The organism is Acidovorax sp. NN32, from assembly GCF_057597245.1.
In genome coordinates this window covers 4,711,713-4,738,205 of sequence record NZ_CP199679.1, presented here as the reverse complement: position 1 = coordinate 4,738,205, position 26,493 = coordinate 4,711,713, and the positions used below count along the sequence as shown (strand labels likewise).

Annotated in this window: 25 protein-coding genes; 11 read left to right on the top strand and 14 right to left on the bottom strand. The window is 65.9% G+C overall.

What is annotated here, in order from left to right; all coding sequences use genetic code 11:
• Positions 1-210 precede the first annotated feature (210 nt).
• Positions 211-1,491, top strand: coding sequence for an ABC transporter substrate-binding protein (locus tag ACT89O_RS21815; protein ID WP_436130779.1), 1,281 nt, complete (start codon positions 211-213; stop codon positions 1,489-1,491).
• A gap of 217 nt (positions 1,492-1,708) precedes the next feature.
• On the top strand, positions 1,709-2,662 hold the full coding sequence (locus ACT89O_RS21810) for an AEC family transporter (RefSeq protein ID WP_121508398.1): 954 nt from the start codon (positions 1,709-1,711) through the stop codon (positions 2,660-2,662).
• Positions 2,663-2,742: 80 nt separating this feature from the next.
• On the opposite strand, the gene ACT89O_RS21805 is transcribed toward ACT89O_RS21810, so the two are convergent.
• The 4 genes from ACT89O_RS21805 to ACT89O_RS21790 form a co-directional block, all read right to left on the bottom strand.
• Complete coding sequence (locus ACT89O_RS21805; protein WP_487261166.1) at positions 2,743-3,471, bottom strand: hypothetical protein; 729 nt, start codon at positions 3,469-3,471, stop codon at positions 2,743-2,745.
• 316 nt (positions 3,472-3,787) lie between these two features.
• Positions 3,788-4,594 carry a hypothetical protein gene (locus tag ACT89O_RS21800; protein WP_487261165.1) on the bottom strand — a complete coding sequence of 269 codons (807 nt, stop codon included), beginning with the start codon at positions 4,592-4,594 and terminating at the stop codon, positions 3,788-3,790.
• Positions 4,595-4,972 (bottom strand): hypothetical protein, encoded by a 378-nt coding sequence (locus tag ACT89O_RS21795; RefSeq protein WP_487261164.1) that lies wholly within the window; start codon positions 4,970-4,972, stop codon positions 4,595-4,597.
• A gap of 184 nt (positions 4,973-5,156) precedes the next feature.
• Complete coding sequence (locus ACT89O_RS21790; protein WP_487261163.1) at positions 5,157-5,432, bottom strand: cupin domain-containing protein; 276 nt, start codon at positions 5,430-5,432, stop codon at positions 5,157-5,159.
• Positions 5,433-5,555: 123 nt separating this feature from the next.
• Here ACT89O_RS21790 and ACT89O_RS21785 point away from each other — a divergent pair, with 123 nt between their 5' ends.
• Entirely contained in the window at positions 5,556-6,119 is a 564-nt protein-coding gene (locus ACT89O_RS21785; protein WP_218301533.1) for a midcut-by-XrtH protein, read from the top strand.
• A gap of 6 nt (positions 6,120-6,125) precedes the next feature.
• Here ACT89O_RS21785 and priA read toward each other — a convergent pair whose 3' ends face one another.
• Positions 6,126-8,264, bottom strand: a complete 2,139-nt coding sequence (priA, locus tag ACT89O_RS21780; protein ID WP_487261162.1) for a replication restart helicase PriA — start codon at positions 8,262-8,264, stop codon at positions 6,126-6,128.
• 1,120 nt (positions 8,265-9,384) lie between these two features.
• Here priA and ACT89O_RS21775 point away from each other — a divergent pair.
• On the top strand, positions 9,385-9,846 hold the full coding sequence (locus ACT89O_RS21775; protein ID WP_369801366.1) for a NuoB/complex I 20 kDa subunit family protein: 462 nt from the start codon (positions 9,385-9,387) through the stop codon (positions 9,844-9,846).
• A gap of 26 nt (positions 9,847-9,872) precedes the next feature.
• Here the strand turns inward: ACT89O_RS21775 and ACT89O_RS21770 are convergent, their stop codons facing one another.
• The 3 genes from ACT89O_RS21770 to ACT89O_RS21760 form a co-directional block, all read right to left on the bottom strand.
• Positions 9,873-10,751: a helix-turn-helix domain-containing protein gene (locus ACT89O_RS21770; RefSeq protein WP_487261161.1), complete on the bottom strand. Its 879-nt coding sequence runs from the start codon at positions 10,749-10,751 to the stop codon at positions 9,873-9,875.
• A 58-nt stretch (positions 10,752-10,809) separates the two neighbouring features.
• Positions 10,810-11,922: a uroporphyrinogen decarboxylase gene (gene hemE, locus ACT89O_RS21765; RefSeq protein ID WP_487261160.1), complete on the bottom strand. Its 1,113-nt coding sequence runs from the start codon at positions 11,920-11,922 to the stop codon at positions 10,810-10,812.
• Positions 11,923-12,076: 154 nt separating this feature from the next.
• Entirely contained in the window at positions 12,077-13,660 is a 1,584-nt protein-coding gene (locus ACT89O_RS21760; protein WP_487261159.1) for an MFS transporter, read from the bottom strand.
• Between the two features lie 227 nt (positions 13,661-13,887).
• Between ACT89O_RS21760 and ACT89O_RS21755 the strand changes: the two genes are divergently transcribed.
• Positions 13,888-14,475 (top strand): hypothetical protein, encoded by a 588-nt coding sequence (locus ACT89O_RS21755; protein WP_487261158.1) that lies wholly within the window; start codon positions 13,888-13,890, stop codon positions 14,473-14,475.
• Positions 14,476-14,524: 49 nt separating this feature from the next.
• On the opposite strand, the gene ACT89O_RS21750 is transcribed toward ACT89O_RS21755, so the two are convergent.
• On the bottom strand, positions 14,525-15,094 hold the full coding sequence (locus ACT89O_RS21750; protein ID WP_487261157.1) for a MarR family winged helix-turn-helix transcriptional regulator: 570 nt from the start codon (positions 15,092-15,094) through the stop codon (positions 14,525-14,527).
• A gap of 117 nt (positions 15,095-15,211) precedes the next feature.
• Here ACT89O_RS21750 and ACT89O_RS21745 point away from each other — a divergent pair, with 117 nt between their 5' ends.
• The 4 genes from ACT89O_RS21745 to ACT89O_RS21730 all read left to right on the top strand — a co-directional run bounded on the left by ACT89O_RS21745 (position 15,212) and on the right by ACT89O_RS21730 (position 19,539).
• Complete coding sequence (locus ACT89O_RS21745; protein ID WP_487261156.1) at positions 15,212-16,165, top strand: Bug family tripartite tricarboxylate transporter substrate binding protein; 954 nt, start codon at positions 15,212-15,214, stop codon at positions 16,163-16,165.
• Positions 16,162-17,490 (top strand): sulfatase family protein, encoded by a 1,329-nt coding sequence (locus tag ACT89O_RS21740; RefSeq protein ID WP_487261155.1) that lies wholly within the window; start codon positions 16,162-16,164, stop codon positions 17,488-17,490. Before ACT89O_RS21745 ends, ACT89O_RS21740 begins: the two co-directional genes overlap by 4 nt.
• 84 nt (positions 17,491-17,574) lie before the next feature.
• Positions 17,575-18,546: a helix-turn-helix domain-containing protein gene (locus ACT89O_RS21735; RefSeq protein ID WP_487261154.1), complete on the top strand. Its 972-nt coding sequence runs from the start codon at positions 17,575-17,577 to the stop codon at positions 18,544-18,546.
• Between the two features lie 264 nt (positions 18,547-18,810).
• Positions 18,811-19,539, top strand: a complete 729-nt coding sequence (locus ACT89O_RS21730) for an alpha/beta hydrolase (protein ID WP_487261153.1) — start codon at positions 18,811-18,813, stop codon at positions 19,537-19,539.
• 78 nt (positions 19,540-19,617) lie between these two features.
• Here ACT89O_RS21730 and ACT89O_RS21725 read toward each other — a convergent pair whose 3' ends face one another.
• Positions 19,618-20,520 (bottom strand): LysR family transcriptional regulator, encoded by a 903-nt coding sequence (locus tag ACT89O_RS21725; protein ID WP_487261152.1) that lies wholly within the window; start codon positions 20,518-20,520, stop codon positions 19,618-19,620.
• Between the two features lie 150 nt (positions 20,521-20,670).
• On the opposite strand from ACT89O_RS21725, the gene ACT89O_RS21720 reads away from it, so the two are divergent.
• Positions 20,671-21,651, top strand: coding sequence for a TerC family protein (locus ACT89O_RS21720; RefSeq protein ID WP_487261151.1), 981 nt, complete (start codon positions 20,671-20,673; stop codon positions 21,649-21,651).
• 17 nt (positions 21,652-21,668) lie between these two features.
• Positions 21,669-22,211: a DUF2062 domain-containing protein gene (locus ACT89O_RS21715; RefSeq protein WP_121421334.1), complete on the top strand. Its 543-nt coding sequence runs from the start codon at positions 21,669-21,671 to the stop codon at positions 22,209-22,211.
• Between the two features lie 108 nt (positions 22,212-22,319).
• Here ACT89O_RS21715 and ACT89O_RS21710 read toward each other — a convergent pair whose 3' ends face one another.
• From ACT89O_RS21710 to ACT89O_RS21695, 4 genes are all read right to left on the bottom strand, one after another.
• A complete protein-coding gene (locus ACT89O_RS21710; protein WP_487261150.1) occupies positions 22,320-23,288 on the bottom strand; it encodes a Bug family tripartite tricarboxylate transporter substrate binding protein in 969 nt (322 codons plus the stop codon).
• Between the two features lie 94 nt (positions 23,289-23,382).
• Complete coding sequence (locus ACT89O_RS21705) at positions 23,383-23,640, bottom strand: DUF2783 domain-containing protein (protein ID WP_487261149.1); 258 nt, start codon at positions 23,638-23,640, stop codon at positions 23,383-23,385.
• Positions 23,641-23,666: 26 nt separating this feature from the next.
• Positions 23,667-25,319 (bottom strand): FAD-dependent oxidoreductase, encoded by a 1,653-nt coding sequence (locus ACT89O_RS21700; protein ID WP_487261148.1) that lies wholly within the window; start codon positions 25,317-25,319, stop codon positions 23,667-23,669.
• A gap of 187 nt (positions 25,320-25,506) precedes the next feature.
• Complete coding sequence (locus tag ACT89O_RS21695) at positions 25,507-26,466, bottom strand: MBL fold metallo-hydrolase (protein WP_055398344.1); 960 nt, start codon at positions 26,464-26,466, stop codon at positions 25,507-25,509.
• Between the last annotated feature and the right edge of the window lie 27 nt (positions 26,467-26,493).

Genomic DNA, 26,493 nt, shown 5'->3' with positions numbered 1-26,493 from the left:
GGTCCGGCAGCCTGTCTAGCCCGTGCCCAGTCGGGGTGGACCGCGTGTGCCGGGCGGGCGGCTGACAGGCCCCTGACGGGTGGGCGCCACTAGCACCTGGCGGGCCGGACGCTCCGGGAAACCCCGCTAGGGGCTTTGTTTTCACAATTTGATACTCGCAGGCCAGTGCATCTCTTGCCGGGATGCTGGTGTAGAGAACCGAGCCCCGCCATGAACCCCACTGACCAGCCCTCCACCGCTCAGACCGCCGCATCGGGCATCCCGGACGCACGCCGCCGCTGTGTGCACCTTCGCGCATGGAGCGCTGTGGTGGCATCCGGTGTATTGGCCTGCACGGCCCTGCTGCCGGCACAGGCCCAGATCGGCAGCACCGTGCCTGTGCGCGTGGGGGTCGTGGGGCCGTTCACCGGGCCATCGGCCGATTTTGGCGTGCCCATGCTCAACGGCATCAAGCTGGCGGTGGACGAAATCAATGCCGTGGGCGGCTATCTGGGCCGCCCGCTGGAACTGGTCGTCAAGGACGACACGGCCGACCCCGACCAGGGGCGTAAGGTGTCGCAAGAGCTTCTCAATGAAAAAGTGGTCGCCACCATCGGCTTTTGCAACACCGGCGTGGCGCTCAAGGCCATCGACCTGTTCCAGGGCGCCTCTAGCCCCCTCATCGTGCCCTGCGCCACGGGCACTGCCGTGACGGCCAAATACCCCGCGCCCGACAGCTACATCTTCCGCGTGCAGGCGCGCGACGCGATCCAGGCGCCCTTCCTGGTGGACGACATCGTCAAGCGCGGCTGGGACAAGGTCGCCATCTTTGCCGACAAGACCGGCTATGGCGAAGGCGGCTACAACGACGTGGTGGCCGCGCTGGCGGCCAAAAACCTCAAGCCCGTGCATGTGGCGCGTTTTGACCTGGGGGTGAAGGACCTCACGGCCGAGCTGACCGCCGCGCGCAACGCGGGCGCCAACGTGGTCTACAGCTACACCGTGGGGCCGGAAAACGCCACCATCGCCAACGGCAAGAAGGCCCTGGGCTGGAAGGTGCCGCAGGTGGGGCCGTGGCCACTGTCCTTCCCCTTCTTCCTCGAAGGCGCCAAGGACGCGGCCGAGGGCGCGCTCATGGTGCAGACCTTCATCGCCGAGCCCAGCAACGAGCGCCGTGCATCGTTCCTGTCGAGCTACACCCGCAAGTACCACGGCAAGGTGGCCGTGCCCATGGCAGCGGCCAACGCCTACGACGCCACCTACCTGCTGATGTATTCCTTCCTCGGCATCCGCGACGGCAACCTCACCGGCAAAGCCATCAAGGAGTCGCTGGAGGGCAAGATGAAGACCTACTACGGCGTGGTCACCACCTACGACAAGCCCTTCAGCGTGCAGGACAAGGACGCGATCACGCGCAATATGCTGGTCATGGGCATGGTCAAGAACGGTGCCATCACCTTTGCCTACCCCGAAGACGCCAAGCGCAACCTGATCATCCAGCGCAAGCAGTGAGACGTATTTGCCTTCAACCGGCTAACGTCGTTGGGGAGCCTTGCCGTGCTACAGCACTGTCTGCGGCTCCCCGCCTAGTTATCCGATTGAATGCAAATCCGTGGAGATGCACAGGTGCGTGTTACTTCTGCTGCATGCATCGTGCGTGATAGCTCCCGCCTGACTCTGCGCTGACGGTACGGCCCGGCACCGCGCAGGCCGTCCGACAATACCCCCCGTGCTCTCCGTCCTTCTCATCACCTTCCCCTTCTTCGCGCTGGTGCTCTGCGGCTATCTCGCCGCCCGGCGCGGAGTGCTTCCCCAGCCGGCCATCCCGGGGCTCAACGCCTTCGTGCTGTACTTTGCACTGCCCTGCATGCTGTACCGCTTTGGCGCGAGCACACCCATCGCCCAGCTGCTGGACCCGGCCGTGGCGGGCGTGTATGTGCTCTGTGCGCTGGTGATGGTGGGCGCCACGGTGGCGCTCACGCGCAAGGCGCACATCGGCTGGAACGACGCAGCCTTTGGCGCGCTGGTGGCCGCTTTTCCCAACACCGGCTTCATGGGCGTGCCGCTGCTGGTCGCGCTGCTGGGGGCGCAAAGCGCGGGCCCTGCCATCGTCACCATCGTGGTGGACATGGTCATCACCAGCTCGCTGTGTATTGCGCTCTCGCGCCTGGATGGTGCGGGCACCCACGGCGTGGGGGTGGCGCTGAAGAACGCCTTCAAGGGCATGGCGACCAATCCCATGCCCTGGTCGATTGCCCTGGGGGCGCTGGCCTCGGCCCTGCAGTTCAAGCTGCCCGGCCCGGTCGACAAGACCATCGCCATGCTGGCCGACGCGGCCTCGCCTGTGGCGCTGTTCACCATTGGCGCCGTGCTGGCGCGTTCGCAGATGAACCAGCACGAGCAGGTGCCCGCGCGCGACTATGTGCCGGTGGCGCTGGCCAAGCTCCTAGTGCACCCGCTGCTGGTGTGGGGCGTGGGCACGGCGGGCATGGCGATGGGGGTGCCGCTCACGCCCTTTGCGCTGACGGTGCTGGTGCTGCTGGCCGCGCTGCCCAGCGCCAGCAACGTGTCGCTGCTGGCCGAAAAGTTCGGCGCCAACAATGGGCGTGTGGCGCGGATCATTCTGGTGTCCACGGCACTGGCGTTTCTGAGCTTTTCAGCAGCAGTGGCGCTGCTGACCTGATTGCTATATTTATGATAGCTATTGGCGCTTTTCCATAAAGCGCTGGCGGCCCAAAATGCTTGAATTTTTGGCGCTGCCTTCTACCCGCGCCGCATTCCCGGGCCGCGCCGCATCCAGGCGCCGGTCGCCAGCAGCCCCAGGCAAAGCACCACCAGCGCCCAGGGCGAGTTGACGGGGATGTTGCTGGAGGCCACTTCTTCGAGCACCAGGTCGTCGTGGTAGCCCGCCGCGTCGAAGGTGAAGAAGCTGCCGGTTTTGAGTGCGATGGTCACCTGGCTGGAGGTCGCCGTAAAGGTGCCGTCAAAGGGCTCCCACTGGAACTGGAAGACGCCGTTGAGCGCGAGGTTCGACACGTCGCGCCGGGCAATCAGCGTATCCAGCGGGCCGGGCGCCGCGTCGATGGTGGCTGCGCCCACGGCGCCGTCGTAGGCCACCACTTCCCACCAGGTGGCGTTGCCGCCGGCATTGCCCGTGACGCCCCCCGACCATGCGCCGCGCAGCCGGTACACCCGCCCGGGCGTGACCGCCACGGTCTGGAACAGGCCCCCGTGTGCATTGCCCGCGCCACTGCCTTTTTTCTGCGCGTGGGACGTTCCGGCGCCTCCGAACGGGCACTGGGTGGGCACCCAGATATCGCAGTCGTTGCTGTGTATCCAGGTGCCGTCCCAGAAGCCCGGCGGCGCCGTCCAGGTACTCCAGCCAGCCAGGCCGGCATCGAAGTTGCCGTTGGTGAGCAGGTTCTGGGCACGCACGGCGGTTCCCCCCGCCAGGAGGAGCAGCAAGATCAGGGCACGAACAATGGCTGTCATTGGAAGGGCTTTCTGACTATGGAGGGACAAAGCGGGAGCACGGGGCATCGGGCACGCACTGACCCCAGGGCTATCGAGCCCGTGCAGCACAGTTGGCCCGAGGTGACGCCGTGCGATGCCGCAGTATCTGGGGTCAGTCCGCGGCATGCAAGTTTTATCAGGCACCGGGGCGCCGCGCGCTGGAGGGATGATGCAGGGCGGTGGAACGCTCCATGGTGTGGGGCGGCGCATGGGTGCGTGTGCATTGATCCGCACCGTTCACCATGGCGTGTGACAGCCCTGGGACCCAATCAGTCAAAAAAGCGCTGAAGGCGGACTAGCAAGCCCGCTGCATCGATTCAATCAGAGCCTGCCGGGCGTGGTGAAGCCCATACATGGCGCCCACCCAGATCAGCCCTTCGAAACAGAGTCGAAAGAAAAAATTTGGCCTGTGAACGCGCGTGACCATGGTGTGCAGCGCCTTGAGTGCTATCAGCAGGGGTGCCGATAACGAAACGGCATAGGCCACCGCCTTCCAGCCTTGCAGATAGGTCCCGATGGAGGTCTTCGGATGGCACACGAGGATGGCACCGTGCCGTTGCCATTCGCCGTACGCCTCGACCAGCATCATGACGTTCAGAAAGCTGAATACTGCCATCGACACCAGGCAGAGCAAAACCAGGTTGACGTCGGTAGGGTTCCAGCTGGCTTCGTCTGCCCGCTCCGCTTTCTGCTGCGGGCTTTCATCGCGGCGCATGCCTTCGGTGCTGATCACCTCCTCGACCGCGTCCACGGCCAGGTCCAGCCAGTGGGTCCAGGTGCGCACGCGGGGTTGCTGGCCTAGTGCCGCAGCGTAAACGCAGGTGTCGTCCACGCACACCTGCTGCTCGGGCGTGATGCGGTGGCCTGGCAGGTACCAGTCCTGGGACTTGTGCGGTAGCCACACGACAAAGACAGTGGTGGTGGCACGCGTTTGCTGGAAGCCCGTACCGCCGTGATCGAGCTCGATGGCCATCCAGTCATAGCCCCGGTGCTGGCTCTTGACGATCCACACGGGCCGAGGGGCTGTCAGGCCCAGCCGCACCCACAGCGGTGCCGAAAAACTGTCGAGCAGCCCGCTGGGCGGCTTCTCTTTGACGGCCATTTACAGCTTCTCCAGGTCGGCATCGTCCTGTGCCGTGCGCCAGGCCTGAAACGCAACGGGGATGGCGACGGCGGCGCAGAGAAGCAGGTTCCACGGGCCCGGCACCCCATATACAGCGAAGCCCAACCCGACCACGCCCAGCACGATGGCCATGCGCAAGGTTAGGCCGCCGCAGAACTTGAGGGCATAACCCAGGATGAGGTAAGTGACGGCCAACATCAGCGGCCACCCGAAGATGCTGTAGATCATCAGTGCGGCGAGGCCCGTGCCCTTGGTTTTGATGAACCACGAACCCCAGATCCAGTTGGTCGCGAGGGTGGCCACGGTGACAGCAATGGTCTGCCACAGCGGGGGCAGCAGGTTGTAGTAGGAACGCATCGGGGTTGGGATTGCGAGTGTGTGGAGTATGAACCGTGGCCGTGCCATGGAATGTGTCCAGCAGTGCCGTCGATGGCGCGGGATTTCAGCGCTCGGCCCGCGTGCGGCTACCCGCAGTAGCGCAGTGCGATATCGCAGTGCGCACCGGACGGTGTGCGGCACTCCATTGGCGCACCCGCAGCACTCAGGGCGCCGGCTTGCGCCCCACCAGGTAGCTCACACCCATCGGCCCATAAAACTCCGAATGCGGCTCGTTCGCCTGCAGGTGAAACACCTCACCTTGCCGATACACCCGCTCAGAGGTTGCGGTGACGATGCGGATATCGCCCGCCAGCACCAGTGCCTTGGCTTCGAACGGGTGGGTATGGTTGTCCCAAAGGCCATGAGGTTCACGCTCAACGCGTACTGGCTCGGCAAAGCCTTCCTGGGCAAGAACGTGGGTGAAGTGGTCGGGGGTCATGATCGTTTCCAGAGGCCGAAAGTATTGCGCAAGCGCTGATGGTCTGCGCATGGCAATAACTTGCTTGCCGATTCAGTAATCCCTTGTAACACTTTCTGTTTTACGCAAAAAAGGGATTCCAGAATGAAGCAAGTGATGTTGGGTGCGCGGGCTAGTGTCGTCGCGATGGTGGGATTGCTCGTGGCGCAGGGCGCAGCCGCGCAATCCATGGGTAGCGTGTCCTACGCGCCCCTGGCGGCCTCGAACGTGCCCACGGTGTCTGAATGGGGGCTGATCGGAATGGCGGTTTTGGTGGCCCTGGCGGCCTATCACGCGATGCGTGCCCAGGGCGGCCGTGCGCTGAAGGCCTGGACAACGGGTCTGCTGGTTTGCGGAGTGCTCTCAGCGAGCCTCTGGAATCACCCCGCCATCGCAACTCCCCCACCGGTCGAGATCGCCTTTGACCAGGCCACAGGCGGCGTGGCCAACATTCCCCACAGCACCGAACTCTTCTTCGGGGATTTCTTTCATATCTATACCGCCCAGAACCTGACGGACCGCGCGCAGCGGGTGACCGGCGTCAGCGTCATATCCGGACTGGTTGTGCTTCCTCCCACGGGCTTCACGCCAGAATGTACTGTGGGCTTGGTGCTGCAGCCCAACGAAGTCTGTTACATCAAGGTCTACAACGACAATCTGCCCGGTTGACCGGCGTCATATCGCGAGCGGGTCCACATCCACCAGCCACCGTATCAGCCCCTTGTGCTCGGGCTGACTGCGGGTGGTTTGCAGCACTGGCTGCCACGCGGCCAGAAAGCGCTGCAGGGTGGCGCGGCTGCTGCTTTCCATGAGCATCTGGGCGCGTTCCACATTGGCCACACGCTGGATGGTCAGCGGCACGGGCGGGAACAGGATGACCGTGCCATCGGGCAGCCCTGGCAGCTGCGCGGCGTGGGCGGCGGCGGTGGCGGCTGACAGAAAACCCTGCGCCACCTCCTGCGTGCGGGCATCGGCCCGCACCAGCGCCTGGTACGAGAACGGCGGCATGGCGGCCTCCTCGCGCTCCTTGAGCTGCTGGGCGGCAAAAGCCTCGTAGTCGTGCGTGCGCAGCGCTTCGAACACGGCGTGTTTGGGGTGAAAGCTCTGCACCCACATCTCGGGCTGCGTGCCATGCACCGCTTGCGCGGCCATGTAGGCCGCATCGCGCCCAGCCCGGCCTGCGGCCTGCATGAGCAGTGCAAACAGCCGCTCGGCCGCGCGGAAGTCGCTGCTGAACAGCGCGCCATCGGGCTGCACCGCGGCCACCAGCGTGATGCGCCGAAAGTCGTGCCCCTTGGCGATCATCTGCGTGCCCACCAGCACATCCACCTCACCAGAATGCACCTGCGCCAGCTGCGCCTCCAGCGCACCCTTGGCCTTGGTGGTGTCGGCGTCGATGCGGGCGATGCGGGCCGGCGTGCGGTCGGGCCGCAGCACTTCGGACAGCAGGGCGCCCAGTTGCTCTTCGAGCTGCTCGGTGCCCCGGCCCATGGGGTGGATGTCGGGGCTGCCACAGGTGGGGCAGTGGTAGGGCACGCGCACGGTGTAGCCGCAGTGGTGGCAGCGCAGGGTGCGGTCGGTCTTGTGGAAGACCTGGTGCGCGCTGCAGTGCGGGCAGTCGCTTTTCCAGCCGCAGTCCACGCAGTGCAGCACGGGGGCGTAGCCCCGGCGGTTCAGCAGCACCATGCTTTGTTCGCCGCGCGCCACGCGTTCGGTGATGGCCTGCAGCAGCGGCGCGCTGAACACCGTGCGCCGAGGCTGCTGGTTCATGTCCACCCGGCGCACACGCGCCAGGGCGCCGGCACCAATGCGGCTGGGCATGTGCAGCCGCACATAGCGGCCGCCTTCGGGGTCGTCGGCCGTGGGGGGGCGGCTGGCGTACCAGCTCTCCAGCGACGGTGTGGCCGAGCCCAGAATGACCTTGGCGCCCTGCTCGCGTCCACGCCAGATGGCCAGATCACGGGCCGAGTAGCGCGCGCCCTCTTGTTGCTTGTAGCTGGGGTCGTGCTCTTCATCGACCACGATGAGTTTCAGTCCCGGCAGGCTGGCAAACACCGCCATGCGCGTGCCCAGCACGATGCGTGCGCTGCCGCTATGGGCGGCCAGCCAGCTCTTGAGGCGCTGTGGGTTCGTCATACCGCTGTGCAGCGACACCACGGCACCGGGGCCGAAGCGCGGGGCAAAGCGGCCCACAAAGCGCTCTTCGAGCTGGGGGGTCAGGTTGATCTCGGGCACCATCACCAGGGCTTGCGCGGTGGGGTCGGCCTCCAGCATCTCCTGCACACAGCGCAAATACACCTCGGTCTTGCCGCTGCCCGTGCTGCCAAACAGCAGGAAAGGGCCTTTTTCAGCAGAAATTCGGGCCTTAGCGCTCTCCTGTTCTGGGGTAAGTGCTATGTTTTCAATAGCATTTGAAGTGTCGCCCCCTGCCTTGGCCGGGCGGCGCAGGCGGCGGGCGAGTTGTTCGGGGCGCAGGTCGCGCAGCTGGGGGGGCAAGGCGCCCGTAGCGACTTCGCCCAGGGCGCGCTGGTAGTAGCGCGCGGCGAATGCCACCAGGCGGCGCCAAGGCAGGTCCAGCGGCGCCACACCGTCGAGCACACCGGCAATCGGCCGCAGCGTGGCGCCGTCAGGCAACTCGCCGGTGGCCTCGTCGGTATCCCACACCACGCCCAGCACCTCGCGGGTGCCCAGCGGCACGCGCACCAGCGTGCCGGGCGCGAGCGGGTGCTCACTGGCGTAGCTCAGCAGATCGCCCACGCCGCTGTGCGACGGGGTGTGCAGGGCAACCTGGACGATGGTGGAGGGGGTAGGCACGGCAGAGGGCGGGTTACAGCAGCTTGTGGAGGTCGCGTGGAGGTTTGGGTGCTAAGTGCTTGATTTGATGAGGGGGCCCAAGTAATCCCGACTTTCTGTGGATAACTTTGTTGACATCCTGTCCGGACACCCTGCCAGCCCGCATGAATGCTGGCTGCGAACAGATTGCCCGGAAATGCGGCACACCAAAAAAATCGTTATGAATCAAGCATCTGAAGAAATTCCCCACGAATTTTTGTGCTAAGCCGTTGTGACGGACGTATGTTGCGCCGCATCACGGTTGGTGTGCATAAGTCGGACACGAGGGCTTCGTCAAGAGGACAGATGGCCCCCTTTTTGTGCTAGCAGTGTGGTGTCATGTTCACGCATTTCTTCGATATAGCCTGCAAGTGCTTGATTTCACAGGGTATTTGTAAGAAATCCCAAATTTCTGTGGATAACTTTGTTGATATCCCTTGGGTTTGGCCTGCAAGCCCTTGAAAATCCGTGCTTTGGCTGGATTGCCTGTCAAAAAAGCAGGGGATTTAAATCCATATAAATCAACGACTTAGCGGTTGCGCAAAGTTTTTTTACAAGTTACCACCTGCGGTGACGCGGGGCCGGTGAATGCTCCAATTTTGTGCATAAGTGCGCCTTGGAAGCGGGCTCGCCCGCACCTGAAGGTCTTAGAACCTGTTCAAGCTCTTTTCGGGGTCGCACAAGTACCTTGCCGGGATGGGATGCAAGGTGCGGTGCGCAGTGGATAGCCCGGCTATCCACAAGCGCTGCAACGTCGCAGACCGCCCGGCAAGGCGCTTGCCCGATGGGTTGGAGTGAAATCGGGCCGACGAACTTGGAAGTGTTTGGCGCCCCGGCTGCTTGCATGGGCATGAGCCCATGCGGTGCATCCGAAGCATCCATTGCTCCCGATTGCACTCCAATGCGATCCCCGAAAAGATTTTGAACAGGTTCTAAGGATTGTCGCAGGGCCTGCCGGGGCGCTGTACGGTGGGGCTGGCGTCGTCGCAGGTCCGCGGTGATGGCGGCCGATGTCGCTTTGCTTCAATACGGCGTGGGTCCGCGTGGCGACGATGCGGCCATGGCTAACAACTCTTCTCCTTCCCTTGCAATAGCTCCCTCCATGGAGCGCGATGGTTTTGTGCTTGCCCGGCTGGACGATGTGGTGCAGGCCGCACGCGCCAACAGCCTGTGGTTCATGACCTTTGGCCTGGCCTGCTGTGCCGTCGAGATGATGCACGCCGCCATGGCGCGCTACGACCTGGACCAGTTCGGCATCATTCCGCGCTCCAGCCCACGCCATAGCGACCTGATGATCGTGGCCGGCACGCTGACGAACAAGATGGCGCCCGCCATCCGCAAGGTGTATGACCAGATGCCCGAGCCGCGCTATGTGGTCTCGATGGGGTCGTGCGCCAACGGCGGCGGGTACTACCACTACAGCTATTCGGTGGTGCGCGGCTGCGACCGCATCGTGCCGGTGGATGTCTATGTGCCCGGTTGCCCGCCCACGGCCGAGGCGCTGCTCTACGGCATCCTGCAGCTGCAGGCCAAGATCAAGCGCCCCCGTGTGATCCAGCGGTAAAGCGGTCGCAAAGCGCGGCTGCCCCTTCAACTGCGCCGCAGCAGCCAGTCGGCATCGTCACCCGGCTGCTGGGTGTGGGCCTTGAGTGCAGCAGGAGGGCGTTCGAAAAGGCTGCGCGCCTCGCGGCTGAAGTGTGCCTGGTCGGCGTAGCCGTGGAGCAGCGCGGCATCCAGCGCACCCGCATCGCCGTCGCGCATGGTCAGCAGGGCATGTTCGGCCCGCAGCATGCGCTCGATCTCGCCAGGCCGCAGGCCCACCAGTTGCCGTGTGCGGCGCTGCAGGTGCCGGGGCGTCCAGCCGAGCGTGGTGGCCAGGGCCTGGCGTGCGCCGCGCTGCCAGTCCTGCTGCAACACCTGCAGCCAGGCGGCGTGCCGGTCTGCCACGGCGCCCCAGCGCGGGGTGAGGAAGGCCACACACAGCGCCTTGCGCGCACCATGGTCGGGTGCCGCGTGGACGGCTGTCAGGAACTGGTGCCACTCCTCGGGCAACCAGGTCACCGCGTCCGTGATGCGGTCGGTCAGCGGCGCCAGGTCCTGCCCGGTCAGCAGCCCCAGCGCGCCGGGCTGGAACGCCAGGCAGAACGAATCGCCATCGCGGGAAGAGACCGAGTGGTAAGGATGGCGGTGGGCGCCCGACAGCGTGATGGTGGGCATGGCCGCTGCCGTGGCCGTACCCGCACATTCCACGAGCTGGGCCGTGCCCCGCGTTAGCCAGATGATGCCCGGGTAGGGGCTGGGCGGCACGCGCGTGTCCGCCAGGGTGTGGGGCGGCTGGCGGCCCAGGTCGCGCCAGAAAAAGGCGCGCACGCAGTCCGCGAGCGCGCCGGGTGGGGCTTGCAGGGCCGAGGCGGGCAGCGCCTGTGGGCCGGTGGGTGGCTCCGCTGGCGGCGGTACGGGCTGTTCCATTGCCATCACCTGGTCCCTGCCGGGTGCGCCGCGCGGTCTGGAGCCCTCGCCCGGAGGATCAGCCTTGGCGCTGCGCGCGCGAGTGGCTGTGCACCGCCTCTACCAGCGCCGCCACATGCTCGGGTGGGGTGAACTGGCTGATGCCGTGGCCCAGGTTGAAGATGTGGGTGGGGCCGGTGGTGTTGCGGTTGGTGTGGGGTTTGCCGAAGCTGTCGAGCACTTTGTGCACCTGTTGCACGATCTGCGCGGGCGGCGCAAACAGCACGTTGGGGTCGATGTTGCCCTGCAGCGCCTTGCCCGGGCCTCCTGGCTGGCCGCCCACGATGGCGCGGGCCTTGCCCAGGTTGGCCGTCCAGTCCAGGCCCAGCACCTCGCAGTCGATGTCCTTCATGTCTTCCAGCCAGATGCCGCCGCCCTTGGTGAAGACGATGCGCGGCACGTCGGTGCCGTCCACGCCGGTGCGCTTCAATTGCGCCAGCACGCGCGTGGTGTAGGCCAGGCTGAACTCCTGGAACGCGCCGTCGGCCAGCACGCCGCCCCAGCTGTCAAAAATCATCACGGCCTGGGCTCCGGCGTCGATCTGGGCGTTCAGGTACTCGGCCACGCTGTCGGCGTTGATGGCCAGGATGCGGTGCATCAGGTCGGAGCGGCTGTACATCAGGCTCTTGACGAGGCGGTAGTCATCGCTGCCCTTGCCTTCGACCATGTAACAGGCCAGTGTCCAGGGGCTGCCCGAAAAACCGATCAACGGCACGCGGCCGTTCAGGGCCTTGCGGATGCTGGTGACCGCGTCGAACACGTAGCGCAGCTTGTCCATGTCGGGCACCGCCAGCTCGGCCACGGCTGCTTCGTCGCGCACCACTTTGGCAAAGCGCGGGCCTTCGCCCTCGGCAAACGACAGGCCCAGACCCATGGCGTCAGGCACGGTGAGGATGTCGCTGAACAGGATGGCCGCATCGAGCGGAAAGCGCTCCAGCGGCTGCAGGGTCACTTCAGTGGCGTAGTCCACATTGGTGGCCAGGCCCATGAAGCTGCCGGCCTGGGCGCGCGTGGCCTTGTACTCCGGCAGATAGCGCCCCGCCTGGCGCATGAGCCACAGGGGCGTGTAGTCGGTGGCCTGGCGGCGGCAGGCACGCAGGAAGGTGTCGTTGGCAAGGGGGGCGAAGGTCATCCTGCGATTGTCGCAGGCCGACCGCCAGCCTCGGCACCCGGCCTGGCGGCAGAAATTGATGCGCATCAAGCCAGGGCGCACGCGGAACCGGCTTCGCCGGTCCAGGGGTGGCGTCCCCCTCCCGGGGGAACCGGCGCAGCCGCTCAGGGGGGCTTCACCGTTCTGCGATGTAATGCGACATGCGGACGGTTTCGCCGGGCGCCAAAAACGCCCGCACTTCGGTTTCCAGCGCCTGGTCGGCCATCGTGGCACGGGCGCGCTGGTGCAGGTAGTCGGCCCAGGATTCAACGATGAAGCGCTCCACGTACCGCGAGGGTTCACCCAGGTCCTTGTACACGCGCCAGAAGGTGGCGCCGTCGCGCCTGCGCGGGGCCTTCATGCGGCTGACGGTGTCGAGGAACGCTGCATCGGTGCCGGGCGCAATGCGGTAGCCCACCTCCACGGCCACGGGGCCGGCCTCGGGCAGGGGCTCGGCCTCGATGAAGAGTTCATCCCACGGTGTGGCCTGTGTCACTTCGTGCAGCCCACCCATGCGCAGCGGCATGGGGCGTGCCAGCAGCAGCCCCACACCCATGAGCGAAGCGGCCACGTACAGCGTGGGAGCCAGGCCCACGATGTCGGATGCGGCGCCCCAGAATGCCGAGCCCATGGCAAACGCGCCCAGCGCGGCCACCATGTGCATGGCCACGGCGCGGGATCGCACCCACTGTGGGGCACTGGCCTGCGTGGCGGTGTTGAAGGTGGACATCGCCGACATCCACGCCGCGCCCGCAAACAGCATGGCGACGTAAACCACCCACGCCACCTTGGTCAGCGCTGCCACCAGCATGGCGGCAGCGAACACCACGCCGCCCACGCCTACGATGACCTCCATGCCAAAGCGCGCGCGCAGCCGCCCCAGCACCAGGCCCACGGCCACGGCACCCGTACCCAGACAACCCATCAGCAGCCCGAAGCCCTGCGCACCGGTGCCCAGCTGGCGCTGCGCGATCACCGGCAGCAGCGCCCACAGGGCCGAGCCTGCCGCGCTGAACGCCATCACGCGCACCAGCTGCGCCAGGATGATGCGCGAGTGCCAAGCAAAACGCAGGCCACTGAGCGTGCCGCCCCACAGGCGCTCGGCGGGCAGCTTGGACGGCGGGTGTGCCTTGGGCGGCCAGCGGCGGATGGACTCCCACATCACCAGCGTTGTGGTCACCGTGACGGCAAACACCCAGCCCGCACCCAGCTGCGCAAACACCAGCCCGGCCAGCGTAGGCCCCACGGCGCGTGCGGCGTTGTAGGCGATGCTCACGGCGGTGATGGCCTGGGGCCACTCGTCGCGCGGAACCGGGTCGATGACGGATGAGTTCCACGCAGGCGTCAGCACCGCCGTGCAGCAGCCACACACAAACACCAGAAACAGCACCGACGCAGGACCGCCCCAGCCGCCCAGCACCAGCAGCGTGAGCAGTGCACAGGCGCCCACCTGTGCCATCAGCGCGCCCGATATCAGCCTGCGCCGGTCGGTGGTGTCGGCAAGTACACCGGCAGGCAGGGCCAGCAAAAACATGGGCAAAAACACGGCCGTCTGTACCAGCGCCGCCAGGAACGACGAGCCCGTAAGTTCCACCATGAGCCACGCAGCGGCCATGGTCTGCATGCCGCTGCCCACAAAAAAGATGCCACCGCAGATCCACAGGCCTCGGAAAGCGGGTTGGCGCAGGGGGCTCCACAAAGAGGTCGGGGGTGATGACATGGCGGGTGGGCAAAAAAAAAGGCGGACCAGAAGGAATGCACTGGAGCAGCCACGCCCACCGATGCGACCTTTGCCAACGCGTCCCGCCGTTGGGTGCGGCCCTGTGCAGTCAATCCCCAAAACGGGGGATGACGCTGAGGTGGGCGTTTGTTAGTATTTGTGCGTGTTGTAGCTATTTGTATAAAACAGTGGCAAGCCTAGGTCAATTCACCGACGGAGGAGAGGGTATGTTGAAAAAAAGCATTATTTCTTTGGGGTTTATTTGTGCGGCTGGATTTGCACACGCAGATCTTAAAAATATCAGCGCGACCGGAGTTCATTCTGCAACCAATCTGGAAGCCATCGCTTGCACTATAGCTGGATACGATGGGCCGTCGTACCGTGGGACCAAAGTGCTGTATATATTTGCCGAATCGACGGGTAATGGGCGTGATCCGATGCTCAGAGTCAGCTCGCTGAAATACAACTATGTGATGCAAAACGACGACTGGGAGGAGGAGTACTACGTCAACGGTTCAGCACGAACCCCTGTGCCGGCATCCTTGTATTCCAGCTTTATGCGGATTCCTAATCGGGCTACTGACGCGGCAGTCATTTATTTTGCAGACCCCGGGGAGGCTGTTTGTGCTTTCACCAAGGAGTATGCAAATGATGGAAACCTTTATCAGGTTCAAATTTCTTTTACCGACGTCACGGCGGCCATTACGGCGGCAGGAATCCGATCTTCAGCAAACGATGCCGCTGTGGATCCAAATGGAATGCTGCGAGCTGACTTGAACCAGCTCATGGACATTCAGGCAAATACTGAAAAATAGGAATCAGCGACTCCAGGGGGTTTGGGAAGTACCGCTGGTGGCGCTGCCGTCACCAGTCTTGGTCTGTTCGCGAGGTTTTCCGGCCTCCGCGCAACCGGTAAGTGCGCGGCACATCGGTGCGGCTTGCCACCAGAGCTTCCGCCCGTTTTTGCATATCGGCCAGCGCGAGGTCCAGGGCCTGAACCGTGCCCGTGTTCAGGCCCGCCAGCAGTTCCTGGTTAAGCGCCTTCACTTGGGGGAACAGCTGATCGTGCAGCGCCTGCCCTGCCGGGGTGAGCGATAGCACCGCCTGGCGCCGGTCGCCCGGCATTGCATCGCGGGTGAGCAGCTTTTTGGCCAGTAGCGACGTGATGGCGCGTGACGTGCGCGACCGGTCCAGCCCCAGTCTCTGGGCCAGCTCGGCCGGGGGCATGCCCGGGTGCTGCGCCAGCATCATCAGCAGCCCCCACTCGCGCCGCGTGATGCCGTAGCCCCCTTCGCACAGCCGCACCACCAGGCTGCCCGCGACGGCCAGCAGTCGGTTCAGGCGGTACATCAACAGGTCGTTGGCCGCTTCCGGATGGGTCAGGCGGTGGCCCGGCTCGGCGGGGCCTGGGGGTGCCGGGGTGGGCGCGGACATCAGGGTATTTCCGTGCAATAGTTGATTAGATCAATCGATTGTGTGGCCAATACAGTGCGCCCATCAACCTGCGCGATGGTGCAGGGCCCTGCAATTGTCCCTGGAGACTTTTCGACGATGCGCAAACCCCTTTCATCGGTACTGGCCATAGCGCTGGCCCTGGCCGCCTCCATCACGCAAGCGCAGGAAGCCCCGTTGCGCATCGTGGTGGGCTACGCCCCCGGTGGCTCTACCGACCGCGTGGCCCGCATCGTGGCTGACAAGCTGGGTAGCAAGCTCGGCACGCCTGTGATTGTGGAGAACAAGACCGGCGCGGGTGGCCGCCTGTCGGCCCAGGCCGTCAAAGCCGCCCCTGCCAACCAGCCCACGCTGCTGTTGGCCAACCCCGCCGTGATGCTGGTGGCACCGCTGGTGTTCCCCGATGCAGGCTACGACCCCGAGCGCGACTTCCGCCCCGTGAGCCATGTCAACAGCTACGAATTCGGCGTGGCCGTGGGCAGCGCCGTGCCGGTGAAAGAACTGCCACACCTCATGGCCTGGCTGCGCGCCAACCCCGACAAGGCCAACTTCGGCGTGCCCGCCACCGGGAGCCTGCCGCACTTTTTTGGCCTGATGGTGGGCGACGCGGCCAAGGTGCGCGCCGAGGTGGTGGGCTACCGGGGCTCCGCGCCGCTGCTCAACGACCTGCTCGGCGGCCAGGTGCCCGTGGCGTTCGACACGTTTGACACCCTGCTGCCCCAGCACGAGGCGGGCAAGATCCGCATCCTGGCGGTGTCGGGTGCCAAGCGCAGCGCGCTGGATGGAAAGATCCCCACCTTCAAGGAAAGCGGCCTGGACCTGGCCGCCACCGGCTGGAACACGTTCTTTGCGCCCATGGGCATGCCCAAGGCGCAGGCCGAGCGCCTGGCTGGGCTGATCCATGAAGTGATGAAGGACCCCGACACCCAGCGCAAGTTCGCAACCGCCAAGATGGAGCCCGTGGTGGCGACCATGGCGCAGACCGAAGCCATGCTCAAGGCCTACCGCGCGCAATGGGCGCCAGTCGTACAGCGTTCGGGCTTCAAGCCATGACCACCCGCCCCAACATCATCTTCATCGTTGCCGACGACCTCGGCTATGCCGACCTGGGCTGCTATGGCGGCCGCGATGCAGCCTTTGGCCCTGTGTCGCCGGTGCTCGACCAGCTGGCGGCCAACGGTCTCAAGCTCACGCAGGGCTATTCCAATTCGCCCGTCTGCTCGCCCACGCGCTTTGCGCTGATGACGGCGCGCTACCAGTACCGCCTGCGCGGCGCGGCCGAGGAGCCCATCAACAGCAAAAGCCGGGGCAGCACCACCCTCGGCCTGCCGCCCGATCACCCCACGCTGCCCTCGCTGCTGCGCGCAGCGGGCTACCGCACGGCGCTGATGGGCAAGTGGCATCTGGGCTACCCGCCCGCGTTCGGGCCGCTGCGCTCGGGCTACGAAGAGTTCTTCGGGCCCATGTCGGGCGGGGTGGACTACTTCACGCACTGCAGTTCCAACGGCACGCACGACCTGTACCTGGGCGAGGAAGAAAAGCAGCAGGACGGCTATCTCACCGACCTCATCACCGACCACGCGCTCGACTTTGTGGAGCGCATGGCGCCGGGCGCACAGGCCGGCACGCCGTTCTTCCTGAGCCTGCACTACACCGCGCCCCACTGGCCGTGGGAGACCCGCGACGACGAGGCGCTGGCGCAGGAGGTGAAGACGAACCTGTTCCACCTGCACGGCGGCAACATCGAGACCTACCGCCGCATGATCCACCACATGGACGAGGGCATTGGCCGCATCATGGCGCTGCTGGAGGCAAAGGGCCTGGCGCGCGACACCTTGGTGGTGTTCACCAGCGACAACGGTGGCGAGCGCTTCTCGGACAACTGGCCCCTGGTGGGCGGCAAGATGGACCTGACCGAAGGCGGCATCCGCGTGCCCTGGATCGCCCACTGGCCTGCGGTGATTGCGCCGGGCGGCGTGAGCGCGCAGACCTGCATGACCATGGACTGGTCCGCCACCATGCTCGATGCTGCCGGGGCCGCTGCACATGCGGACTACCCGTTGGACGGCCGCTCGCTGATGCCGCTGCTGCGCGATGCCAGCCTGCGCGACGAGCCCCCACTGTTCTGGCGCATGAACCACCGGGGCCAGCGCGCCATGCGCCAGGGCGTGTGGAAGTACCTGCGGGTGGATGGCAACGATTACCTGTTCAACCTGGCCGACGACGAACGCGAGCGCGCCAACCGTGCGCCCGTGGAGCCCGACCGCCTGCAGGCCATGCGCGCCGCGTGGGAGGCGTGGAATGCGTCCATGCCCGCCATCCCCGACGATGCGACCGTGAGCCTGGGGTATTCGGTCAAGGACATGCCGCAGCGCTGAACCCGGCGGGCATGCAAATTAGCGGGCGAACGACAGGGCTTGCCCTGTTGCCCGCCCGGCACCCTTGCCGGTAGATTGGGCGCCATGCCCGCCGTCGCTCCCGCGCCCTCGTCCCCCGCTGCTCTGCGCCAGTGGACCACCGACGTGGTGGCGCCGCCCGCGCGCCTGGACTACTGGGTGGGCGCGATCTGCGAGGCGTTTCTGGAGATGGACTGCAGCTCCCGCGAGGCACCGCTGTTTGGCGGCGAGCTGCAAAGCCTGCCGGTGGAGACGTTGTCCATCAACCGCGTGCGGGCCTCCACCCAGGACGTGTTTCGCACGCCTGCTGGCATTGCCCGCAGCCGCCAACTGCCCTTCTACCTGATCGGCCAGGCCGAGACCGCGTGGCATGTGCGCCAGGATGGGCATGTGGCCCACCTGCGCCCGGGCGATGTGGTGCTGCTGGATTCGGCCCGGCCGTACGAACTGCATTTCCCAGAAGGTGTGCACTGTGTGTCGCTGCAGCTGCCGCGCGCCTGGGTGGGGCAGTGGCTGCAGCAGGCCGAGGCGCCCGGGCCGCGCGTGGCCTGGCGCGACCAGGGCTGGGGCCAGAGCCTGGGAGCGCTGGCCGTGCAGTTGGCGCGTGACCCGGCCTCGGCGCAGGCCCTGCCACCCGCGTTGCTGTCCGACCACCTGGGCGCGCTGCTGTGCGCGGCGCTGGAGCCGCCCCAGCCACCCGCCCCCACGGCGGCAGGCAGCCTGCACGCCCACCTGTGCGCGCTGCTGCGGGCGCGCATCGACCAGCCCAGCCTCTCGGCCCCGGCGCTGGCGCAGGAGGCGGGCGTGTCGCTGCGCACCCTGCACCGGGCGTTTGCGGCCCAGGGCCACACCTTTGCGGGCACTTTGCGCGAACTGCGCCTGGCGCGGGCGGGCGATCTGCTGCGCCGCCCCCAGCTGGCCCATGTGGCCGTGGGCGAAATTGGGCGGCGCTGCGGCTTTGCGGACCCTTCGCACTTCGCACGCGCCTTTCAGCGCGCCATGGGCGTGTCCCCCGCGCAGTGGCGGCGCGGCGGCTGATTCCGTTTCCACATCATCCGTGTCGTTGTTGCTTCGCCTTGCCGTGCTACAGCACTGTCTGCGGCTTCGCGCCTAGACACGAATGATTTGGAAACGGAATGAGGCCAAGCGTTGAGACGGCCGCGCTGGCCTGTGGGTGAGCGCTCTGGCACATCCAGCACAGCCGACTGGCACGCACAGTCCATTCAGCACCACCCAGTGTTTCTAAGGTAGCGGCAGGGCGGATAGCCCGGTCCTGCAACACAACCCCAAGGAGACACACGCATGCCAGATACCTACGTCCTGGTCCATGGCGCCTGGCACACCGGTGCCGAGATGGAAGCCACCGCCACTCACCTGCGCGCGCGGGGCCACACGGTGCACTGCCCCACGCTCGCGGGCAACAACCCCGGCGACGACCGCGCGGCCACGGGTCTCGCCGACGCGGTGGATTCGCTGGCGGCCTTCATCGAAGGCCAAGGCCTGACCGACGTGCGCCTGGTGGGCCACAGCTACGGCGGCATGGTCATCAGCCACATGCCTGCGCGCTTGCCCGGGCGCATCCGCCGTCTGGTTTACTGGAACGCCTTTGTGCCGCAGCCGGGCGAGTGCCTGAACGACCTGGTGCCGCCGCACTACCGCGCGCTGTTCGATCAGGTGGCGGCCAGCAATGGCAATGCCGTGATGCTGCCGTACCCCATCTGGCGCGAGGCCTTCATCAACGACGCCGACGAGGCCCTGGCGCAAAGCACCTACGCGCTGCTCAGCCCCCACCCCTACCGCACTTTCACCGAGCCCGCACAACTGCCCGTGCCGCTGGCCGCGCTGGAGGTAGGCAAGAGCTACCTGAACGCACAGCAGGACACCGCGCTGCCCCACAGCCTGCCCTGGCACCCGCGCCTGTCGGAGCGGCTCGGCCTGTTCCGCCTGGTGGAGTGCCCGGGCAGCCACGAGCTGTGCTTTTCCGACCCGGCAGCGGCGGCGCTGCACATCGAGCGGGCCGGGCGCGACTGACGGGCCGCAGGGTTCTGTGTGCGCTGAGTTTTAGATTTTTTTGGCCTCTTGCGCCTGATGGATAAGCGCTGATAGCTATCAATTCAGGAGTGATCCGCTGCTCCCTGCCTCCAGCAGCCGGGTGAGCAGCGGGTGCATCACCTTGCGGGCGCTGTAGATCAGGTGGAACTGCTCCTGCACGTCGGGCGTGGTGCCCACCTGCACCAGGCCGTGTGTGGTGGCCAGGTGCTCGCCCAGCGAGACCGGCGCGGGCATCACGCCCATGCCGGTGGCGGCAAAGGTGCTCAGCAGCGCACTGTCTTCAAACTCGCCCGCGATGCGCGGGCGGATGCGTTCGCGCTCCAGCCAGTGGTCGATGCGCGCGCGCATGGCGGCGTGGTCGGTGGGCAGCAGCACGGGCACCACGGCCAGGCTGTGCGGAAAGTTGTTGGCCGCCGCCTCGGCCCACAGCGGGGGGGCGTACCAGGCAATCGCGCTTGTGCCCAGCAACTGGCTGGTGGTGCGCAGGGCCGGGTTGGGCGGCGCGGCGCGGTCGGCCAGCACGGCGTCGAGTTTGTGCAGGGCCAGCTCGCCCAAGAGAGGCTGGAACTCGCCCTCGTGGCACAGCAGGCGCAGATGGGGCTCGTCCAGCACGGGCGTCAGCAGCCGGTGCACGGCCAGTTTGGCAATGCCGTCGGAGATGCCCAGGTTCAGCCGCAGCGTCTGGCCCGTGGCGGCCTCGCGCACGCGCACGGGCAGCAGCTCGCCCAGCGCAAAGATGTGGTCGGCCTCGTGCAGCGCGGCCACGCCCGCGTCGGTCAGCACCAGGTTGCGGCCCTCGGTGCGCAGCAGGCTCACGCCCAGCGACTTTTCCAGCTCGCGCACCTGGGCGCTGATGGTCTGCACGGCCATGTCCAGCCGCTCGGCGGCGCGGGCGATGCCGCCCTCCTTGGCCACCACCCAGAAGTAGAAAAGATGGCGGTAGTTGAAGCTCTGGCTCATGGGTTCTTCCGAAGGGTGTGGGGTTTGGTTCGTAAAAACCGAACCAATGCTACCAATATGACAGGTTTTTAAGAATCCAATGCATCCCTACAGTGCGGGTCTGTTGCCGGGTGGGCGCCCGGCCAAGCATTCCCCATTTGGAGAAAGATCATGGAAACAATAGGCACCTGGTGGATGTGGACGGGTTTTGCCGTCTTTGTGGTGGTGGCCATTGCCATCGACCTGTTGGTGATGGAGCGCCAGGGCGCGCACAAGGTCACGATGAAGGAGGCGCTGCGCTGGAGCGTGCTGTGGTTCTCGCTGGCTTTTGTGTTCGTCGCCATCCTGTGGTGGTACCTGGACGGCAGCCAGGGCCGCGAGGTAGCCAACACGGTGTCGATGCAGTTCATCACCGGCTACCTGGTCGAAAAGAGCCTGTCGGTGGACAACATCTTCGTCTTCCTGATGCTGTTCAGCTACTTTGCCGTGCCGCCGCAATACCAGAAGCGCGCGCTCATCATCGGCATCATCGGCGCCATCGTGCTGCGCACGCTGCTGATCCTGGCTGGTGCCTGGCTGCTGGCCACCTTCCACTGGCTGCTGTATGTGTTCGGCGCGTTCCTGGTCATCACGGGCGTGAAGATGTGGTTTGCTGCGGGCCAGGAGCCCGACATCGCCACCAACCCGGTGCTCAAGTTCCTGAAGAAGCGCATCCGCATCACCGACCAGTTCGATGGCGAAAAGCTCTCGACCATGATCAACGGCGTCAAGCACTTCACGCCACTGTTTGTGGTGCTGGTGCTCATCGGCACCACCGACATCATCTTCGCGGTGGACAGCATTCCTGCGATCTTCGCAATCACCAGCGATCCGTTCATTGTGCTCACGGCCAACATCTTCGCCATCCTGGGCCTGCGTGCGCTGTACTTCCTGCTGGCTGACCTGGCCAACCGCTTCCACCTGCTGGCCTATGGCCTGGCGCTGGTGCTGGTGTTCATTGGCGGCAAGATGCTGCTCATCGACTTTGTGAAGATCCCGATCGGCTATGCGCTGCTGGTGACGGCGTCGCTGATTACTGGCTCGATCTTCCTGTCGCTGCGCAGCTCGGGCGAAAGCGCCCATGGCGCTCCGGCCCTGCCGCGCAAGGACTGAGTGCAGTGGTAAGCCAGATGCTTTGTTCATTGCGCCGCTGGCTGCGCGCCCTGGAGCCACGCGCCCGCGCACACCTGGACCGGGACTGGCTCATCCGTCTGCGCCCCTGGCTGGAGCGGCGCGAGCTGTTTCGCTTTCAGCGCCAGCCCCTGGCGCGCGGGGTGGCGGCGGGCCTGTTCTGTGGGCTGATCCCCGGGCCGCTGCAGATTCCGGGCACGCTGCTGGTCTGCGCCTGGCTGCGCGGCAACATCGTGGCGGGCGGGGTGGCCACGTTCTATACCAATCCGCTCACCACCGTGCCGCTGTATGCGCTGGCCTTCTATCTGGGCGCGTTGGTGATGCCGGGCACCCAGACTTTGCCTGCGTGGAGCAGCGTGGTGCCGGGCGGAGACTTCTCGGTGCAGGCGCTGGGCGCCTGGATGCAGGCCCTGGGCACACCGCTGCTGGTGGGCCTGCCCACGCTGGGCCTGGTGATGGCGGCGCTGGGTTATGCCACCGTGCAATTGCTGTGGCTGGCGCCCGCCCTGCAGCGCAAGCGGCGGCTGGCACGCAGCCGCTGAGTGCCCTGCGACAGGAGCGTGGCATTTGCCTGCGCCACCGTGGAACTGGCGCTGCCAGGCCACGGATGGCGTCCCCTCCGGGGGAAACCGGCGCAGCCGTTCAGGGAGTTAATCGAGTTTCACGCCCACCTTCGTAATGACTCGGCCCCACTTTTCGCGCTCGGTGCGCGCAAAGCTGCCCATCTGGGCGGCCGTGCCGGGCATGGGCTCCACACCCAGGGCCTGCAGGCGGGCCTTGGTGCGCGTGTCGGCCAGGGCTGTCTGCAATGCCTTGCTGAAGTTGGCCACCACATCGGCCGATGCGCCCGTGGGTACCACCAGGCCCTGCCATGCAAAACCTTCAAACCCTTGAAGGCCCTGTTCGGACATCGTGGGCACATCGGGCATGGTCGTCACGCGCTGCGGGCTGGCCACACCAATGGCCTTGACCTTGCCGCCGTTGAGAAACGGGTACACCGTGGCGCTGTCGATCCACATCGCGGGCACCTGGCCGCCGATCACATCCTGGATGGCCGGTGCTGCGCCGCGATACGGCACATGCGTGAGCTTGAGTCCGCTCTGCTCGCGGAACAGCTCGCCTACCAGGTGGTGCGGGCTGCCCGGTCCGGCGGATGCCCAGTTCACGCCATCGGCCTGCCCCTTGGCCCAGGCCATGAATTCCTTGAGGTTCTTGGCGGGCACGTTGTTGGACACCACCAGGAACATCGGGAAGCGCACCAGCAGGCCCACGGGTTGGAAGTCCTTTTCGGCGTTGTAGGCGAGCTTGCTGAACAAGAACGGGTTGGCCGCCAGCGTGGCGAAGTCGGCCGAGAACATCAGGTTGCCGTAGTCCCTGTTGCGCGCGCTGTATTCGGCGGCAATGTTGGTGCCCGCGCCGGGCTTGTTGTTAATGACGATGGGGCGGCCCAGCGTGGCCGACATCGATTCGGCAATCGTGCGCGCGACGATGTCCGAGCCGCCGCCCGCCGCGTAGCCCACCACCCATTCGAGCGGTTTGGTGTCCTGGGCGTGGGCCAGGGGGAGGGTGGTGGCCAGGGCCAACCCGGCAAGGGTGGCGAGGAAGTGTTTGCGCTGCATGTGTTGTCTCCGTGGTGTTGTCAAAAAATGAAGGCAAAGCCTGGGCCCCGCACCGTCTGCGCGGTGCTGGAGCTGTGGGGTAAAAAAGGTGAGGCTAGGCCACCACCGCGTGGGTGGGCACCACAGGTGTGATGGCCGGGGTGGTGCGCCGGTCGGCCGTGGGCACGGCACTGCCGCGCGCCAGTTGCAGCGCGTGCTGCAGCGTGGCCTGCTCGCCGATGTGGTTGGCCAGCAGCAGCACCAGGCGTGCGTTCATGGCGTGGCTCTCGGGCGTGGACAGGCCCTGGTGCGCGGAAATCAGCGCTTCATAGAAGTCGTCGCAGGCCTGCAGGTTCGGTTGTGTGTTCAGCATGGGCATGTTCCTTGTCGTCTTCCTGGTCAGACGGCTGCGGCCGTGGCACGGGCCAGTGCGCTGTGCACAGGCGCTTCGGTGGGCGTGCGCCAGCGTGCGCACACATGCTGGTCGGGCCGCACCAGGTACACGGTGCGCGGCAGCGCATCCAGCCGCTGGGCGGCCAGCGCCTGGTGGTCGATCACGTCAATGCCGATCTGCAGCACCTTCACGCCGGGCAGGTCATGGGCCCATGCCGGGGCCGGGCCAAACACCAGCAGCGTGAAGTCCGGCCCCAGCTCGCGCAGCAGCCAAGTGGGCTGGCCCTGCTTCGTCAAGGGCGCGTCCAGCAGCACGGCACCGGGCACCTGGGTGCCTGCGAAGTGATCGGTATCCGGCGTGTTCAGGGGCGACTGGTGCAGCGTGGCGGGCACCGACAGGCGGCCGCTGTTGACGATGCGCCTTGCAAAGGCGTGTTCACGCGCCAGGTGCAGTGCCGCGTCGCGGAACAGGCGGCTCACCTCGCTCTTGGGCGTGATGAAGTCGGTGGCGCGCGTGGAGTTGCACAGGTTTTCGTCGGCCGCGTATTCGCGCTCGGGGCCATACGTGCCCACCAGTGCGGTGCTGGCGCGACCCTGGAGCACCCAGTCCAGCTTCCAGGCCAGGTTCTCCGCGTCCTGCACACCGCTGTTGGCGCCGCGTGCGCCAAAGGGCGAGACGCCGTGGGCGCTGTCGCCCGCGAAGATGACGCGGCCGTGCACGAACTGGTCCATGCGCAGGCAGGCAAAGGTGTAGACGCTGGCCCAGTCCAGCTCAAACTGTGCATCCGCACCCAGCAGCGCCTTCACGCGCGGGATGATGTTCTCGGGCTTTTTCTCTTCTTCGGGGTCGGCGTCCCAGCCCAGCTGGAAGTCGATGCGCCAGACGTTGTCGGGCTGGCGGTGCAGCAGCACGCTTTGGTTGGGATGAAAGGGTGGGTCGAACCAGAACCAGCGCTCGGTGGGGAAGTTCGCCTTATCCGCCAGCTTAACGTCTGCGATCAGGAAGCGGTCCTGAAAAATGCGCCCCTTGCTCTCCAGCCCCAGCATCTGCCGCGTGGGCGAGCGCGCACCGTCGCAGGCCACCAGCCATTGCGCATCAATCTGGTAGGGGCCCTCGGGCGTGTCGATGCTCAGCAGCGCGCCGTCGGCGCGGCTTTGCACCGCCGTGACCTTGTTGTGCCAGCGGATGTCGATGCCTGGCAACTGCAGCGCACGCTCCACCAAGTAGGCCTCGGCGTAGTACTGCTGCAGGTTGATGAAGGCGGGACGCTCGTGGCCTTCTTCGGGCAGCAGATTGAATTCGTACAGCTGCTCGTCCTTCAAAAACACCTTGCCCAGGTTCCACGACACGCCCTTGTCCACCATGCGCTGGCCCACGCCCAGGCGGTCCCAGATTTCGAGCGTGCGCTTGGCAAAGCAGATGGCGCGCGAGCCGATGGAGAGCTTGTGGTCGTTGTCCAGCACCACTACACGCTGCCCGCGCTGGGCCAGGTCAATGGCGAGCGACAGGCCCACGGGGCCCGCGCCGATGACCACGATGGGTTGCTGTGCGGGCGTGGTGCGGTCCTGGTCGGGCGAGCGCACGTAGCCGAAGTCGATGGCCTGCACCTCGGCGCCACTGGCGTGAAAAGCCTCGCGGGGAATGTCTCTGGGATTCATGTTCTACGACCTTCGTGTTTGATCGATTGCCTGATGTAGAGAGCTGACCTTTGCAACTGGCGCGCCCTGAGCGAGGGACGCCGAGCAAGGGCCGCCCCGCAGCGAGGGCGTCGTCCCCCTTCCCGAATCGCGCAGCGGTTCGAGAGAAGGGGGAAGGCGCGCAGCGCCTCAGGGGGTTGTTCTCTGCCTAGCCTTCCAGCGATTTCCACATCTGAATGTCGCGTTCAGCGGTCCAGATGCGTGGGTCGGGGTATTGCGTGGCCTCGTCGTACGCACGGGTCACGTCAAACGGCATGCAGTGGTTGAAGATGACCCAGTGGCCGTACTTGGGCTGCAGCTTGGCAAACGTGGCCTCGTACACCTTGCGCAGGTCTTCGCCCTTGGCGGCACTGGCCTTCACGCTCTCGTACAGGTCGCTGATGAAGGCGCGTGTGCCGGCCAGGCCCGCCTGCACCTGCTCGGGCGTCTGCAGCGCGGCGCCCCGGCCGGGCACCAGCTTTTCGGGCTTCAGCGCAGCGATGTTGTCCAGGGTCTGCGGCCAGTCCTGGAAGTACGCGTCGCCCGCATACGGCGTGGCGTCGAACTCCACCAGGTCGCCGCTGAACAGGATCTTTTCCTGCGGCAGCCAGGCGACCGTGTCGCCCTTGGTGTGGCCCCGGCCCAGTTGCAGGATCTGCACCTCCAGCTTGCCCAGCCACAGGGTCATCTTTTTGTTGAAGGTCATGGTCGGCCACGTCAGGCCGTCCGGCACGCTCTCCACGTTCTGGAACAGGCGCGGGAAGCGGCCGATCTCGCTGTCCTTGTCGAACTGGCCGCGCTCCACGATCAGGTCGCGCGTGTCTTCGCTGGCAATGATGTGCTCGGCGCCGTAAGCGCTTGCGCCCAGCACGCGCACCGCGTGGTAGTGGGAGAGCAGCACGTATTGGATGGGCTTGTCCGTCACCTCGCGGATGCGGCGGATCACGTCCTGCGCCATCACAGGCGTGGCCTGGGTGTCGATGACCATCACTGCGTCGTCGCCAATGATGATGCCGGTGTTGGGGTCGCCCTCGGCCGTGTAGGCATAGGCGTGGTCGGAGAGCTTGTCGAAGCTCACCTTCTTCACTTCGAGGTCGGCGGCGGAGGCAAAGGTTTTGACGGTGCTCATGGTGGTGATTTGTTAATGGTGAATGCG

Excerpts from the sequence above, each read along its gene's own strand:
- ACT89O_RS21815 (WP_436130779.1), top strand. The coding sequence starts at position 211 with ATGAACCCCACTGACCAGCCCTCCACCGCTCAGACCGCCGCATCGGGC.
- ACT89O_RS21805 (WP_487261166.1), bottom strand. The coding sequence starts at position 3,471 with ATGACAGCCATTGTTCGTGCCCTGATCTTGCTGCTCCTCCTGGCGGGG.
- ACT89O_RS21800 (WP_487261165.1), bottom strand. The coding sequence starts at position 4,594 with ATGGCCGTCAAAGAGAAGCCGCCCAGCGGGCTGCTCGACAGTTTTTCG.
- ACT89O_RS21795 (WP_487261164.1), bottom strand. The coding sequence starts at position 4,972 with ATGCGTTCCTACTACAACCTGCTGCCCCCGCTGTGGCAGACCATTGCT.
- ACT89O_RS21790 (WP_487261163.1), bottom strand. The coding sequence starts at position 5,432 with ATGACCCCCGACCACTTCACCCACGTTCTTGCCCAGGAAGGCTTTGCC.
- ACT89O_RS21785 (WP_218301533.1), top strand. The coding sequence starts at position 5,556 with ATGAAGCAAGTGATGTTGGGTGCGCGGGCTAGTGTCGTCGCGATGGTG.
- ACT89O_RS21775 (WP_369801366.1), top strand. The coding sequence starts at position 9,385 with ATGGAGCGCGATGGTTTTGTGCTTGCCCGGCTGGACGATGTGGTGCAG.
- ACT89O_RS21770 (WP_487261161.1), bottom strand. The coding sequence starts at position 10,751 with ATGGAACAGCCCGTACCGCCGCCAGCGGAGCCACCCACCGGCCCACAG.
- hemE (WP_487261160.1), bottom strand. The coding sequence starts at position 11,922 with ATGACCTTCGCCCCCCTTGCCAACGACACCTTCCTGCGTGCCTGCCGC.
- ACT89O_RS21760 (WP_487261159.1), bottom strand. The coding sequence starts at position 13,660 with ATGTCATCACCCCCGACCTCTTTGTGGAGCCCCCTGCGCCAACCCGCT.
- ACT89O_RS21755 (WP_487261158.1), top strand. The coding sequence starts at position 13,888 with ATGTTGAAAAAAAGCATTATTTCTTTGGGGTTTATTTGTGCGGCTGGA.
- ACT89O_RS21750 (WP_487261157.1), bottom strand. The coding sequence starts at position 15,094 with ATGTCCGCGCCCACCCCGGCACCCCCAGGCCCCGCCGAGCCGGGCCAC.
- ACT89O_RS21745 (WP_487261156.1), top strand. The coding sequence starts at position 15,212 with ATGCGCAAACCCCTTTCATCGGTACTGGCCATAGCGCTGGCCCTGGCC.
- ACT89O_RS21740 (WP_487261155.1), top strand. The coding sequence starts at position 16,162 with ATGACCACCCGCCCCAACATCATCTTCATCGTTGCCGACGACCTCGGC.
- ACT89O_RS21735 (WP_487261154.1), top strand. The coding sequence starts at position 17,575 with ATGCCCGCCGTCGCTCCCGCGCCCTCGTCCCCCGCTGCTCTGCGCCAG.
- ACT89O_RS21730 (WP_487261153.1), top strand. The coding sequence starts at position 18,811 with ATGCCAGATACCTACGTCCTGGTCCATGGCGCCTGGCACACCGGTGCC.
- ACT89O_RS21725 (WP_487261152.1), bottom strand. The coding sequence starts at position 20,520 with ATGAGCCAGAGCTTCAACTACCGCCATCTTTTCTACTTCTGGGTGGTG.
- ACT89O_RS21720 (WP_487261151.1), top strand. The coding sequence starts at position 20,671 with ATGGAAACAATAGGCACCTGGTGGATGTGGACGGGTTTTGCCGTCTTT.
- ACT89O_RS21715 (WP_121421334.1), top strand. The coding sequence starts at position 21,669 with ATGCTTTGTTCATTGCGCCGCTGGCTGCGCGCCCTGGAGCCACGCGCC.
- ACT89O_RS21710 (WP_487261150.1), bottom strand. The coding sequence starts at position 23,288 with ATGCAGCGCAAACACTTCCTCGCCACCCTTGCCGGGTTGGCCCTGGCC.
- ACT89O_RS21705 (WP_487261149.1), bottom strand. The coding sequence starts at position 23,640 with ATGCTGAACACACAACCGAACCTGCAGGCCTGCGACGACTTCTATGAA.
- ACT89O_RS21700 (WP_487261148.1), bottom strand. The coding sequence starts at position 25,319 with ATGAATCCCAGAGACATTCCCCGCGAGGCTTTTCACGCCAGTGGCGCC.
- ACT89O_RS21695 (WP_055398344.1), bottom strand. The coding sequence starts at position 26,466 with ATGAGCACCGTCAAAACCTTTGCCTCCGCCGCCGACCTCGAAGTGAAG.